Annotated in this window: 11 protein-coding genes; 1 reads left to right on the forward strand and 10 read right to left on the reverse strand. The window is 29.4% G+C overall.

The features are described 5' to 3' along the window. Window positions 1–476 precede the first annotated feature (476 nt). The 9 genes from RSA29_RS15125 to RSA29_RS15165 all read right to left on the reverse strand — a co-directional run bounded on the left by RSA29_RS15125 (window position 477) and on the right by RSA29_RS15165 (window position 11,453). Window positions 477–1,346 carry a glycosyltransferase family 2 protein gene (locus RSA29_RS15125; RefSeq protein ID WP_346943594.1) on the reverse strand — a complete coding sequence of 290 codons (870 nt, stop codon included), beginning with the start codon at window positions 1,344–1,346 and terminating at the stop codon, window positions 477–479. Further along, window positions 1,325–2,644 carry a hypothetical protein gene (locus tag RSA29_RS15130; RefSeq protein WP_346943593.1) on the reverse strand — a complete coding sequence of 440 codons (1,320 nt, stop codon included), beginning with the start codon at window positions 2,642–2,644 and terminating at the stop codon, window positions 1,325–1,327. Before RSA29_RS15130 ends, RSA29_RS15125 begins: the two co-directional genes overlap by 22 nt. Window positions 2,645–2,662: 18 nt before the next feature. Then, on the reverse strand, window positions 2,663–3,757 hold the full coding sequence (locus RSA29_RS15135) for a glycosyltransferase family 1 protein (RefSeq protein ID WP_346943592.1): 1,095 nt from the start codon (window positions 3,755–3,757) through the stop codon (window positions 2,663–2,665). A gap of 3 nt (window positions 3,758–3,760) precedes the next feature. Beyond that, window positions 3,761–5,182 carry an oligosaccharide flippase family protein gene (locus tag RSA29_RS15140; protein WP_346943591.1) on the reverse strand — a complete coding sequence of 474 codons (1,422 nt, stop codon included), beginning with the start codon at window positions 5,180–5,182 and terminating at the stop codon, window positions 3,761–3,763. 19 nt (window positions 5,183–5,201) lie between these two features. Beyond that, window positions 5,202–5,903 (reverse strand): acyltransferase, encoded by a 702-nt coding sequence (locus RSA29_RS15145; RefSeq protein ID WP_346944598.1) that lies wholly within the window; start codon window positions 5,901–5,903, stop codon window positions 5,202–5,204. A 197-nt stretch (window positions 5,904–6,100) separates the two neighbouring features. Further along, window positions 6,101–7,843, reverse strand: a complete 1,743-nt coding sequence (locus RSA29_RS15150; RefSeq protein WP_346943589.1) for a DHHW family protein — start codon at window positions 7,841–7,843, stop codon at window positions 6,101–6,103. 15 nt (window positions 7,844–7,858) lie between these two features. Then, a complete protein-coding gene (locus tag RSA29_RS15155; protein ID WP_346943588.1) occupies window positions 7,859–9,286 on the reverse strand; it encodes an MBOAT family protein in 1,428 nt (475 codons plus the stop codon). Between the two features lie 446 nt (window positions 9,287–9,732). Then, entirely contained in the window at window positions 9,733–10,092 is a 360-nt protein-coding gene (locus RSA29_RS15160; RefSeq protein ID WP_346943587.1) for a hypothetical protein, read from the reverse strand. Between the two features lie 53 nt (window positions 10,093–10,145). Next, on the reverse strand, window positions 10,146–11,453 hold the full coding sequence (locus RSA29_RS15165; protein WP_346943586.1) for a hypothetical protein: 1,308 nt from the start codon (window positions 11,451–11,453) through the stop codon (window positions 10,146–10,148). Window positions 11,454–11,778: 325 nt separating this feature from the next. On the opposite strand from RSA29_RS15165, the gene RSA29_RS15170 reads away from it, so the two are divergent. Further along, on the forward strand, window positions 11,779–13,269 hold the full coding sequence (locus tag RSA29_RS15170) for a 4Fe-4S dicluster domain-containing protein (protein ID WP_346943585.1): 1,491 nt from the start codon (window positions 11,779–11,781) through the stop codon (window positions 13,267–13,269). 176 nt (window positions 13,270–13,445) lie between these two features. Here RSA29_RS15170 and RSA29_RS15175 read toward each other — a convergent pair whose 3' ends face one another. After that, window positions 13,446–14,441, reverse strand: a complete 996-nt coding sequence (locus tag RSA29_RS15175) for a LacI family DNA-binding transcriptional regulator (protein WP_346943584.1) — start codon at window positions 14,439–14,441, stop codon at window positions 13,446–13,448. Window positions 14,442–14,497 lie beyond the last annotated feature (56 nt).

A 14,497-nucleotide genomic window follows, 5' to 3' on the forward strand; every position in this document is an offset into this window, starting at 1 on the left:
TTAAGTTTCCCTCCTAAATTTAGATAATAAAATTTATATAATGAGCCAAAAGCTAGTCCATCTTAGATGAACTTAACTTATTATACTCAATTAAATACTCTTTGACTTTGAAAATCCTTATAGGTAATTATATTCAAATTTACATACAATAATTACAATACTGTAATTATAATATAAAAAAGTACCGTTGTCCACATTTTTGTATTTTTTAGGTTTCAAAGTATGGTTATTGGTTTTAACTCCAATATAATCTTTATTACCTATCATTATCCACTATTGTATACTATAACAATATTTTTTTCAAGTATTTACCTATAATTTGTGATATTTTTTTTATATTCTCTATATTTCAACTAAAATAACTCTTTTTTAAATTCTAATTGTTTTAATATAAACATAAAAAAGAAGAGGTATAAAATCTTTTTTAGATTTTATACCTCTCCACTCTTATTTAAATTTAAACCATTTATTTTAATTCATTTTACTTTAATTCCTTCTTTTATCCCCTCTATAACACCTTTACATCTTTGTGTTTCTCCCTTAACAGCATATCTAATAATTACTATAATTCTTGTCGCATAAAAAAACATTAGATTTTTTTTATGTTTCTTCATTAATACAATTCTATTTCTAGTATTCAATTTCAATGCAAATGGTGAAGCTTCCCCACCTGTTGATGCACTTACTTTATGATATATAACAGCTTTAGGATTAAACCATAGTCTATATCCTGCTTGTCTCAGCTTAAGGCAATAATCAACATCTTCATAATACATAAAGTATTCCTCTGGAAGATATCCAATCTCTTCAAAGACTTCTCTTTTTATCATCATAAGACATCCCGTAGAAAAAGTTATTTCCTTATCCTTATCATACTTACCTATATCTTTTTCCCCTTCACCTAGGTGCATTCCGTAAAATCTTTTTTCGTTAAATGTACCTCCAGCAAACCATAAGGTATCTCGTTTTCCTTCATAGTATATCTTTCCTGTGGTAAGTCCTAAGTTTTTCTCACGCTTAAATGGCTTTAGCAGTTCTTCTATTAGGTTTTTCTCAACTAATGTATCATTATTAATTAATAGTATATAATCTGCTCCATTATTAAGAGCATATTTTATACCTATATTATTTCCTTTTGCAAAGCCGCCATTATCTTCTGCCTTTATAAGTATATGATCTTTCTTTAACTCTTTAGAAATTTTACTATAACTATCATCTGGAGAGTTATTATCCACTATTACTATTTTATAATTTTTATAAGTAATACTTTCTAAGGATTTTATACATTCCATAGTATCCTCATACCCCTTATAATTCAGAAGTATTATATAAACTTTTTCATCCATGGCTTAATCCAACTTTCTCTTTTTCCTAATAAGAATTCTACAGCTAAAACCAAAAATATGTTCATTATTAGTATTGGAATCCTAAAGGAGTTTACAAATATACTCCAAAGCAAAATACTAGTTATGTTCCCATATATAAGAACCTTCCCCATAGGTGATAATTTCTTCTGCTTTATAATCTTTATTGATATATAAGCTAACAATAAGTATATACATAAATAAACTACAAATCCAAATACCCCACCATCTTGAAAAGATTCTGGTATGAATGTCATTGCATTTAATCCAACCTCATTTTGAAGTTGTGGTATGTATACGCCTTTTGATACTATCCAATCCTTAAGTGCATCTCCTTGCCCTATAAGGTTAGCTCCAAATTTTACAAATGGATAAAACAAATTCGCAAAAAAACTATGACCAAGTAATACTTGGTTAGCTAAGCTGTAAGCTACGTTTTGTAGTGGGCTTGTAAGGTATATATATACCCATATAATAGAGGATGGCATTACTTCACTAACACCATAGTGTTCCCATAATGTTCTATTGTAGACATTCTCAAGAACGAAATCCATTCTTAGATTCCCTACATACCCAAAAAAACATATAGATATTAGTAGCACTCCAAAAAATCCACCATAGGTAAGATATATTTGCTTTCTCGTTAATGTCTTCTTTATATTGATAAAGTTAAATACTTCATATATTCCCAATGTAATAATCATAAATGCAATTGGTCCTCTATTTAGAGTTAGAAACAGTATTCCCACTGCACCTATTAACACTGCAAGATCTAATTTTCTTTTATAATTCCTATATAAAATATACTTTATCTCTCCACATAGAACTAACATGTATACCACGTAGGTAGCAAAATGTTCCAAGCTTTGTTTATCTATCTTATTGTCTGCCAAAATTGCTAATCCATATTTATAAACATTTATAGAAAACATAGCTAGTCCCGCTATAAATATTAGATTAGATAATGTGCTATATATTTTATATTTACCTTTGCCATCTTTAAAGTCAGAAAACATATTGTCTATATCCCGTTCTTCAAGAGAAATGTATTTTGACAGTGCAAAAAAGCTAAGGGATATGGATATTACTATTATGTTTATTAACATAGTTGGTGTGTAAAGACTACTAAATTTGAAATTATATAGTATTATTGCTATTGTCCATAGCATAAACATAATTTTTCCTTGGTCTACTAAAAATATTATTCCTCTTTTTCTTATAAACCCTCGTATTACTAATATAAAAAGTATAAGTTGAATTACTGCTAAAATTTCATACACGTTTATCCTACACCCCTTCTACTGATTCATTACTTCATAGATTTCCTTTGCCGTCTTATCCCACGAAAAGTCTTTTAACAACTCTTTTGATCTTAATTTCAATTTCTCAATTTCTTCTATTTTTTCATCATTAATAACTAATTCTATGGCTTCCTTAATTTCCTCTACCCTTTCAGGATTAAAAGTTATTGCCCCATCCTTTGCTACTTCTTTTAATGACGAATTGTTTGAACATAACACTAAGGTATCACATGCCCAAGCCTCTAAAATTGTCAGCCCGAACCCTTCATATAGAGATGGATATATAAGTCCTTGTGATTTACCATAAATAGTAGGTAAGTCCACATCTGGTACGTATCCTAAAAATATTACATCCTTGTCTAAGTTTAACTTTTTAGCTAGGCTTTTAACTTCTTCCATATATGCAGACGTTTTTCCTACAATTACAATCTTCATTCCTTTTCTATCGTCTATATCACTAAAAGCTTCTATTGCTCTATGCAAGTTTTTATGACTATATCCGCCACCTATCATAACCATATATCTGTAATCTATATTGTACTTTCGCAAAATATCGTCTTTTACATTTTCTTCATTAAACAAAGCTCCATCATATCCATTGTATACAACATGGACTTTACTCTTATCTACCTTATAAAATTTTAATAAATCATCCTTCGTATTGTTTGATATGCATATAATCTTATAAGCTCTCTTTAAAAGTAGTGGCATAAAATATTTATAGTATAGGTATTGATGATATGCTACTTCTTTATAATACATTGGAATAAAATCATGTATTGTTATTATTTGCTTCCTTCCGCTCAAAACACAAAGATATTGAAATGGATGATATAACAGTCCACCTTTTTCCACTTTAAAAGGCATGGTAAATTGCGTGTATAGAAATCTTACTATTCCGCCCTTTTTCTTATATGTTGGTTCTACATATTTTGTAGTTTTTATAACTTCTACACCTTCTATATGAATAGGTGCAATAACCTTTATTTCAGTAATATTCTTAAGTTTATTTATAACATTTTTTGCATACACTCCAAGTCCCGTAGGACTCTCATTTAATATAGTTCCATTTACAAATATTTTATTTTTCATATACTAACTCCTTTTCATTAGAGTATCTCTAAGTTCTTTTATATTTGGTAAAAATATAGCAACTACAATAGCTGTAAATCCAATAATATATATGACCATAGATATATACCACTTAAAATTAAATGATAAGTACAAAAATAATCCTATGGTTATAATCTCTGCTATATGATGTTTTAAAGTTACTGCGCCTATATGTTTTCTAAAAAATTTATCTCCGTATAATCCCCATAAATAAAAGGATATTAAGGATGATACTGCTATAGCTTCCTTAGTTCTAAATAAAAGAAATGCTATAAGTATGGTAATTAACGAAATTATTACTGCATATAAATTATTCTTAGTATAATATTTTTCTAATTTCAAGGTCTTATAAAAGTTAGAGGAAACTATGTTTATTTCTCCACTTAATATTATAGTAGGAAATATTATTGCAGTAATAGACAGTGCATCTATATAATCTGGAAGAAAGCTTCCTACTATGCCCTTAAATACAAAATAGGTAGCAAGACAATATCCAAGAAGTATAAATACTACAGTCTTCATAGTTTCGTAAGTTTTCCCTTGGTTTTTCTCATTACTTCTTGCTAGGTATGGATATACTACCGTTCGTATACCATTTAACAATATATATACCATAGAGAGTAATGATACAGCGAAAGAATACATAGCAAAGTCTTCTATAGTAAAAAATTTATCTATAAATATTCTATCTACTCCGATTATTATAATACTAACAAAGTTACCAATCATTATAAAGAAACCTAAAGATATATTTGATTTAATATCATCTTTTATGGATATCAAGGATTTTTTATATCCAAAGTTTATCTGTCTATATTTTATTATATATATAACTAATATTGTTATATTAACAATGGTTTGAAATACTATTAAGTATATAGCATTTGCATAATCAAGTAATATCAATGGAATTACTAATAATATAAATAATACCTTGGATAATACCATATTTCTAGAGTACACTTTGAACTCTCTTACACACTGACTAATAAATTCAAAATAACAAGTAAGGTTTAATACAAATATATTTATAGCCAGAAATACACATATTAGCTGTCTCATAGGATTTTTTATTAGTAGCATTCCAATTGCCATTACTATAATCGCTAACCCGCCCTGAAATATCCATAGAAACTTAAAATATGTTCTAAACTTTTCCTTAGGCAAAGTATCATAATCATATTTACCATAATTCATATATATTCCATCGTTAAAACCTAGATGAAACAGACCTACATACCCTAAGTAAAATGTAAAAATCCTAAAATATCCATATTCATCCATAGGTAATATTTTAGGAATTATAAATGTTAGGATAATGCCGGTTAATAATGCTATTACATTGCCACCTAATGTATAAGCTAAGTCTATTATCCTTTTATCTTTTATTAAAGTTTTCATCATATCTAAATATCCCCACATTCTATGCTTTAAAGGTTACATCTTCCTTTAATATCTTTACAGGGTTTCCTCCTACCAATGAGCACTCTTTTATAATTTTGTTTGTTGATTTTGAAATTACTGTTGATGCAGCCACTATGACTCCACGCTTTAAGATTACGCCTTTTAAAATCATGGCTCTAGATCCTATCCAAACTCCATGACCTATCTCTACTTTCTCATCTTCATTTATTATATCGCCCTGTTTATCAATTATTGCATGAAGATCTGTATCCATTATTTGTACTTCCCAGGAAATCATAACATCACTTTTTATTACTATATTTTTTCTACATATAATAGAACTCTCTGCTGTTATTATAGTGTTTTCACCAAATTCAAGTTCACCTTTAGATTCTACTGATATTTTACTTCCATGCCCTATTGCTGCTTTACCCTTAAATATCACTTTACCATTTACATTCCAAACCCCTCTTGACCTCATCTGATCAAAGATTCCCACTTCATTGAATCCTAGCCTTATCATAAAAGGCTTGATTTCTCTGTTATCTATAGTCACTTGTCCACCTAAGTTCATAATCCACATTCTATGAGATACCAATACTGGCATTTTTATCGCCTGTGAGAGTGGTAAGTATTTCATGTTGAAATATACTGTTTTAGGTATCGCTCTAATAAGGAGATAAATCCTCCTTAATCTGGTTAATATTTTGCATTTATCCATATCAATTCTTATTTTCTCCTTTATTCTAAGATTATTATTTTAATAATTTATAATTATATATGTGCTGCTTAACTTTATATATCACATATCTATAGGCATTATAGCATATAATCAATAAATGTAAAATTTGTTTTCAGTAAACATATTCTTAATATTTCACTTTTTAAAATATCTCAACTTTTTAGAAAGAGTCTCAGCTATTGTTGCTGAGACTCCTTTATTTCTTGTGGATTATCCATTAATAATTTCCCAATATTCCTCTCAACAATCTGTTGAACTATAATATCTGGGTTTACTTCATTCACTAAATCAATATCAAAGTATTGATCCCATTGATATACAGTTTCACTAAAATGTTCTGATATAAATGGACCTAATGCCACCGTAAATGAATCTCTAAACATTAATAGTCTTGGCATCGTATTATCTTTGTTTTTCATAACTGCACCACGAATTAATTCATAATTATAATCTACAAATGGCTTAGATGTTCTAATCACTTTTGGTTTTAATAATATATGCTCTTCAGGGTATCTTTTAGGAAGACTTAACATATTCGCTAAATCACCTCCACCAATTTCCCTATAATCCTTAACTATATCAAATTCATCTAATTTCTTTGGCTCTACTATAGGAATGTATTTCCCTATTTCTTCGATTAATACTTTATATCCATAATATGCTCCGTATTCATTCCAATGGCTATCCGTTACATAATATAATAGTTCCTCTGATTTTTTACTAATTAACTCTTCTCTCAAGTCGATTACATGTATATCTGAATTTTCATCTAGATATTCCACCAATTGATCTAACCTAGTTTCTTCACTAACTACTTTATATTCCTTATTATAATACTCTGGATATATACTCTCTTTATCTGGAGTTATCATTAATATGAATGGTGTACCTTTACTCTCAAGAAACCTTTTCTTTTCTTCTAAATTAGTTTTTATTTTTGCTAGTTCTTCATCTGTAAATTTAGTTATCCCTCTGAACTGTTCTGTTACATTTCGGCCTTCATCTATCCCATAATATAGCCAGCCTTCTTCTCCTAAAACCACCTTATCTGTAGATGGTATGTTAAATAAGTTTAAGTTCATTGAACTATTTAGTCTTATTAGTAAATTTCTCAATCCAAAATTATTATCATATGCAGATTCAACTTTACGTATAAGTGCATTTAGCGTCCCAGCATTCTTATCTGACACGTATGACGCCCCTCCCTTTTCAGTATTTTCTCCATCACTTATACCCGATATAGTGAAAAGTGTAGGTGCATACAACACAAATATAAATAAAGCTACTAAGGAGAAATCCCTAGGTTTAACCCCTTTTACCACTAAGTAATCATATATACTTAGTAAAACTTTAGTTAATATAATTGCAAGTATAAATATTAAAATTGGTGGTATTAAGTTTACTCTGGACTCTTTTATAAGCCTTCCCATTTCATCTGAATATACATATGCATCTGCCGATTTAGGCTTCATAGTCAAAACTTCATCCTCTATGGTAAGTTCTTCGACATCAGGAGATACCTCTGTAAATATAGATTTTATATCAGTTGGTAATATTACAAACCTTTTAAATGGAGTTTTTACTATTAGTTTCTTCACTTGAACTGTTTGTGTCTCATATCCAAAGTGTATCTTAAGACCTTCTATTTCTCTACCTGGTATTGTAAATTTTATATTGTTAAATTCATTGCTTTTGGAATTAACCACCTTAACTGCCATTTCATCATTATATATAGGTACCTTCTTATCTGTATAAAACAATGTAAATCCATTGTCACTCTCTGTCCTAACTAGCATTTCAACCTTTATGTTAGTTCCAAACATCCCAACATATAAGGCTGTTATAATTAAGATAATCGTCATAAATGTTATTATAAATGCTGCAGTAGGTTTAACCATTATTTTTCTGTTATTTCTCATTTTTTCACCTCAATGTTAAAATCTAAAGTATATGAATGGATTATAGGTGCTTCCAGCTAGTACTATAAGGCATATTATCAATAATGCCATAATTCCAATGTTTATAGCCACATTATAAATAACCTTATCCCCCATAATTTTATCTATACCACTTTTCATATACTTTAGTATTGGTGCAGAAAGTATTACTGCCATTATCAACACAAGTACAATTTTAGGATTTATATATAAATTCATATAATGTAAGTTTGTTGGAGCTTCATATATAAACATATGTTTTAAATATTCTACAGCACTTGCTAAATTTTCAATTCTAAAGAATACCCATCCTACCATTACTATTACCATGGTGTAAATATGTCTAAGAGGTTTCCATAACTTATTTAAAAACTTCCCAAATCCGGCTTTTTCTAATGCTAAGAATCCACCATTATAAACTCCCCAAAAAACAAAGTTCCAACTAGCTCCATGCCACAATCCTGACAATAAAAATACTATAAAAAGATTTATGTAACTCCTAGCTTGTCCTTTTCTGTTACCTCCAAGTGGAATATAAACATAATCTCTAAACCAAGTAGTTAACGATATATGCCACCTTCTCCAAAATTCAGTTATAGATTTTGATACATATGGAAAATTGAAATTTTCTAAGAATGTAAACCCAAATATTTTCCCAAGACCTATTGCCATATCAGAATATCCTGAGAAGTCATAGTATATCTGCATTGTATAGCATATAACTCCAAGCCACGCTACCGATGTTGGTACACCAGCTATCTCTATACTAAAAATTTTATCTGCTACAAGTCCTAATTGATTTGCTATTAAGATTTTCTTTGCAAATCCAATTACAAATCTCTTTATACCAGCTGCAAACTTTTCTGTTGTGACTTCCCTTTTCTCTATTTCATCTGCCACATCCTGATATCTTACTATTGGACCCGCTATCAACTGTGGAAATAATGATATATATAATGCTAAATTATATATATTCTTCTGAACTTTAGCTTCGTTTTTATATACATCTAATACATAGGATAATCCTTGAAATGTAAAGAAAGATATTCCTATTGGTAAATGAATTGGATTTATATTAATCTGCTGATTTACCCTGACTAAACCTAACATACTATTAATATTATTTACAATGAAGTTCCCATATTTAAAGAACATTAACATTGATAGATTAGCTATTATTGCTAATATTAACGAATTTCTTTTTTTCTTGCTATTTTCAGCATTTTCATGAACCTTATATCCAAAGTAGTAGTTAATTAATATTGATACAAGCATTACTACAATATGTTTAGGCTCTCCCCACGCATAGAAAAAAAGACTTGCTAATAGCAGTAATATATTTCTATATTTTTCTGGAATTAAAAAGTATGTAGTTATAATTGCAGGTAAAAATACAAACATAAATATCGTAGACGTAAAAACCATTTAATCTTCCTCCAAATTTTCTTCTAAGCACCACTAATTTAAAATAAATTAGAAATTACTTAATCGAATATGTAAATGCATAATAAATATCATAAGATTTAAATTTAATATCATATTATATTCTAGATATATCATAATCACAGTTAATATACATCTACACAATTATAGTACATCTTCATAAAATGTACTACTAAAATTTACAAATACACTTTGCTATTTCATATGTAAAATACCATGATAAAACAGCTGTTGATTTCTGTTTTATCATGGTATTCACATTGTTAGGTTGAGTTTTAAATTCAAAATTCAAAATTCAAAATTTAGGATTTAAGATTTAAGATTTAAAGTTTGAATTTAAAAATCTAGCATAAAAAAATTAGAATAAAACCCGTAATGGATTTTTCAAATAAAATATATTAATTATGATACATATCGTAATCCTTACTTTATTCTACATTAATTGCTTCTTCATTATCAACTTCCATAACCTCTTCAAATCTAAATGCTCCATGGGTAAGACCTTTCAGTATTTCAAAGTTCTTACTTTCTACCTTTTGGTATTCTTTTGCCCATCCAGTAAATAGCTTGAAATTTTCTTCGCTAAAATATTTAGAATTCACCCTCGGAAAACCTAGTAGCAGTTCAAACCCTTCCTCTACTGCCCTTTTAACCTCGACTTGATTGTAACTAAAGTAGTAGCTTCTATCACAATTCAATACTTCACCTATAGTGAACGCATTGTCCTCTTTACTTCTCCATATTAGATTAGCTTTATTTTTTACTATTAAATTCTTTCTATTTTTCATTTTTCTTCACTCCTTATAGCTGCCACCATTTCATACTAAATCTTTGATTCAAATTATAAGTTTTTCTTTAGTACCTTACATATATAATCCAAAGCTTCCACCCTTGCATTATATTTCAAATCACCATCAATGACTACCCATGGGTTATAATCTTTAGATGTAATATCTATGCATTTATTTATTACATCCTTGTATTCATCCCACTTTTCTCTGTTTCTCCAATCCTCCTGGGTTATTTTATATGATTTTAATGGATTGTTCTGTCTTCGATTAAATCTTTTTAACTGCTCTTTGTTTGATATATTCAGAAATATCTTTATTAATATACAATTATTATTAGTGAGGTATTCTTCAAACATATTTATTTCATCATAGGCCTTTTCCCATTTGTAAGGTTCACATAACTCTTCAACCTGCTCTACCAACACTCTTCCATACCAGGATCTATCAAATATCACTATATTACCATTCTCCGGAACCCATTTCCAGAATCTCCACATGTAGTGATATGATTTTTCTTCTTCGGTTGGTGCACATATAGGTATAACTTTATACAACGTTGGGTCTAACCTTTTTACTACCCGTCCTATATTACCACCTTTTCCCGATGCATCCCAGCCTTCATATACTATTATTAAGGATTTTTTCTTTTTTACTAACTGCTTTTGTAACTTATACATCGAGATTTCTAGTTCTTTAATTCTTTTGATATATACTTTTTTATTTATTGGGACTGTTAAAGTCTCAATCTTCAAAAAGTCTTTTTTATCTATATCAAGTTTTATATTCTCACTTTTTATAGTTCTCCCCTGTGTTTTAGCCTTGGTTAATTTCTCAATTAGCTCTTCATAGACCTCAATAATATTATGATTGTTTTCTAAATCAATCTGTTTAAAACAACTTTTATCTACAGTAGCCGCTTTAATAAATTCTATGTTATTTCCATAGTTTTTATTTCTATTTTTTTCAAAAATAAATTTTATTATTATATAATTTTCCTGAATTAATGATTCTTCAAATACTCTTATATACTCAAGATTTTTTCTATTATCCATAAGTCCAAAATAATCATCCGTATAAAATATCGATGTATTACCACCTTTAGGAATGTTAATCCAAAATTCTTTTACCCCATCCATATTTTTATTATGATTTTTATGTGCTTCTTTGCTATTATTCGTATGTAATTTTGTAACCCTATAATCCATTATACTGAGAACCGAATTAATAATTTTCTTTTCTTCACCCTTGAATTTTCCTTGAAATATAATTATGAGGGGGATACCCTTTGCCATAACCTCTCTATGCAACTGTCCAACTTTCATTTCCAATTTTTCTTTTTCACTACTCATCTTATTCATAAAATACCTTCCACCATTTTGATTTTAGTCATAAGGTATCTTCAAAAATAAATACATTAGTATACTCGACTATTTTGAGTTATACTGTGTCAACATACCCCTTAGATAGTTATGCTATTCACGGAACCTATCTCCTTGTGTACCTCAAAACATTCTTTGCATCTTTGACTTATTATTTATTTTCAAATGCCTAGATAATATTATTTCCAATGTTAAAGCTAAAAATACTTTTTCTATTGCATATTGCATTTGTATGGATATAATAATATAATCAGTATAGTTAAAAAATTAACAATATTATTTAAACTTCAGGGGGGATTATTATATGTTTACTTTTGAAACTACTCTAAAAAAAATTAAACACGAAGTATTAAAACAAATAGCACTTCTTGCTATTAATGATAACTTAACCACAAAAGAAATATTTAATATACATAAATTTATAGTGGATGAAGATACTGCAATGTATAGATGTTGCGTATTTAAAGAAAGAGCTATAGTAAATCAAAGGGCTAAACTAGCAGCTGGCTATATGCCAATAGATGATGAATATAGCGATCTTATTGATATTAGAAATTCTGATCAAATCATGTATATTATAGAGGCTGCCTGTGATAGATGTCCTATAAATAAATACACCGTAACTGAAGCTTGCAGAGGATGTATTACACATAAATGTAAAGAAGTTTGCCCTGCTAATGCCATGATGACAGTAAGCGGTAAGTCCTACATAAACCAAGATCTATGTAAGGAATGTGGGCTTTGTAAAAAGGTTTGTCCTTATAATGCTATTTCTGAGGTACTCCGTCCATGTAAGATTGGTTGTCCGACTGGAGCTCTTAGTGTAAATGATCATAATAGACGTGCCATAATAAAAAATGAAGATTGTGTGCAATGTGGTGCTTGTATGACAGCTTGCCCATTTGGAGCTATCTCTGATAAAAGTTTAATAGTTCCTGTAGCAAAAAGATTACATACAAACAAACCTATGGTTGCTATCGTAGCACCTTCTATTTCTGGTCAATTTGGACAAGATGTTTCCATTGGAAAAGTAAAATCAGCTCTTAAATCTATGGGCTTTAATGACATGTATGAAGCTTCCTGTGGAGCGGATATAGTAACTATTCATGAAGCCAATGAATTTGCGGAAAGAATGGAAAATGGCGATTCTTATATGACTAACTCTTGTTGTCCTGGATTCTTTAGCTATATAGAAAAGAAATTCCCAAGTGAGGTATCTCGTATTTCAAATACAGTATCCCCAATGATAGCAATGGCTCGTCTATTAAAATCCAAAGATCCTGATGTCAAGGTAGTCTTCATTGGGCCTTGTACTGCAAAAAAAGCTGAAGCTAAAAGAGCTGATGTAGCTGGAGCTGTAGACTATGTATTAACCTTCGAAGAACTTACTGCTCTCTTTGATGCTTTTGATGTTAACCCATCAGAATGTGGTGAGGATGAAGTTAATGATGGTTCTATTTTCGGAAGAGGTTTTGGTATGGCTGGTGGCCTTACAGCATCTGTAGAAAATTATATAAAAACTGAAAATATTACTGCAGAATTTAAACCAATTAAAGTTTCTGGTCCTTTAGAAATAAAAAGAGCTTTAACACTTGGTAAAGTCAATAAATTACAAGGAAACTTCATTGAAGGCATGATGTGTAATGGTGGATGTATAAATGGTGCTGGAGTATTTTCACCGCCTGATATGAGTAAAACTGCCTTTGTTAAAGAAGGTAAATCATCTTCCGTGAAGAATGTTATAGATAATAAGACATCCGAAGATGCACACGCTATATCTATGGATAGAAATTGAGAATTATGAATTGAAAATTATAAATTAAGAATTGAAAATTAAAGTAAAAATTCCCACGGAATTTCTGGTTTATCCAAAAATTCCGTGGGAATTTTCTCCCTAATTTTAAATTTTTCATTTTCAATTTCACATTAATTCTGCATTTTCAATTTCACATTAAATCTGCATTCTTAATTTTAAATTTTACAAGAATCTCTTTCTATAATATTGTGCGGTACTCTATGATAACTTTCCTCCATTGGAATTTTATTTATCAACTTTATAAGAATCCTCATTCCTACTGATCCCATATCGTATAGAGGACGGCATACAGTAGTTAACTTAGGGTAAAATACTGCAGATAATGCTATATTATCAAATCCCATAACATCTATATCTTCTGGCACTTTAATTCCATTTTCTCTTAAAGCATTAATAACCCCAATGGCTGATTGGTCACTTCCGCATAATACTGCATCTACTTTATTATTTTTAATGATAGTATTTATGCCTTCAATTCCATCTTCATATTTTATGTTTTCACGGTAAATTAGGTTTTCGTTGAAACCTACAAATTGATCAATTGCATCCTTATAGCCCTTGTAAATCTTTTCATGTTCAAGTGCTTCTTCCTTGCCATAGCCTATATATGCTATGTTCTTATTTCCCTTTTTAACTAGATATTCCACAGCCTCATATGCTGCTTTATAACTATCTATTCCTACACTTGGAACCTCAAACTCATCATCCATAGTACCGATAGATACAACTGGTGTCCCTACTGATTTTATAGCTGATTTTATGTTATCATCTAGGGAATCTCCCATGTATATGATTCCATCTACCATTTTTTCTCTTAATATATTGAAACTTTCCTTTTCACGCTCTTTATCTAAGTCCGTATTACATAACATTATATTATAGTTATAAATACTGGCTAAATCCTCTGCACCTCTTACAATCTCAGGGTAAGCAGAGTTTGATATGTCAGGAATTATTATTCCAATAGTGCTAGATCTTTGAGTTTTTAAGCTTCTAGCTAAAATATTAGGTCTATAATCTAGATGTTCTATAGCATCTAAAACTCTTTGTTTCGTTTCTTGATTTACTACATCTATGTCATTTAGTACTCTTGAAACTGTAGCAATAGATACATTTGCCTCTTTTGCTACATCTTTAATTGACGCTGCCAATATATATCACCTCTTTCTTAAATTATCATCTTTGGTTAAAACATTTTAAATTATGA

The sequence above is a fragment of the Clostridium sp. genome (assembly GCF_036660475.1).
In the GTDB taxonomy this organism is placed as follows: domain Bacteria; phylum Bacillota; class Clostridia; order Clostridiales; family Clostridiaceae; genus Clostridium_J.

Coding starts and splice junctions, on each gene's coding strand:
- RSA29_RS15125 (WP_346943594.1), bottom strand. CDS start 1,346: ATGGATGAAAAAGTTTATATAATACTTCTGAATTATAAGGGGTATGAG.
- RSA29_RS15135 (WP_346943592.1), bottom strand. CDS start 3,757: ATGAAAAATAAAATATTTGTAAATGGAACTATATTAAATGAGAGTCCT.
- RSA29_RS15140 (WP_346943591.1), bottom strand. CDS start 5,182: ATGATGAAAACTTTAATAAAAGATAAAAGGATAATAGACTTAGCTTAT.
- RSA29_RS15145 (WP_346944598.1), bottom strand. CDS start 5,903: ATGGATAAATGCAAAATATTAACCAGATTAAGGAGGATTTATCTCCTT.
- RSA29_RS15150 (WP_346943589.1), bottom strand. CDS start 7,843: ATGAGAAATAACAGAAAAATAATGGTTAAACCTACTGCAGCATTTATA.
- RSA29_RS15155 (WP_346943588.1), bottom strand. CDS start 9,286: ATGGTTTTTACGTCTACGATATTTATGTTTGTATTTTTACCTGCAATT.
- RSA29_RS15160 (WP_346943587.1), bottom strand. CDS start 10,092: ATGAAAAATAGAAAGAATTTAATAGTAAAAAATAAAGCTAATCTAATA.
- RSA29_RS15165 (WP_346943586.1), bottom strand. CDS start 11,453: ATGAATAAGATGAGTAGTGAAAAAGAAAAATTGGAAATGAAAGTTGGA.
- RSA29_RS15170 (WP_346943585.1), top strand. CDS start 11,779: ATGTTTACTTTTGAAACTACTCTAAAAAAAATTAAACACGAAGTATTA.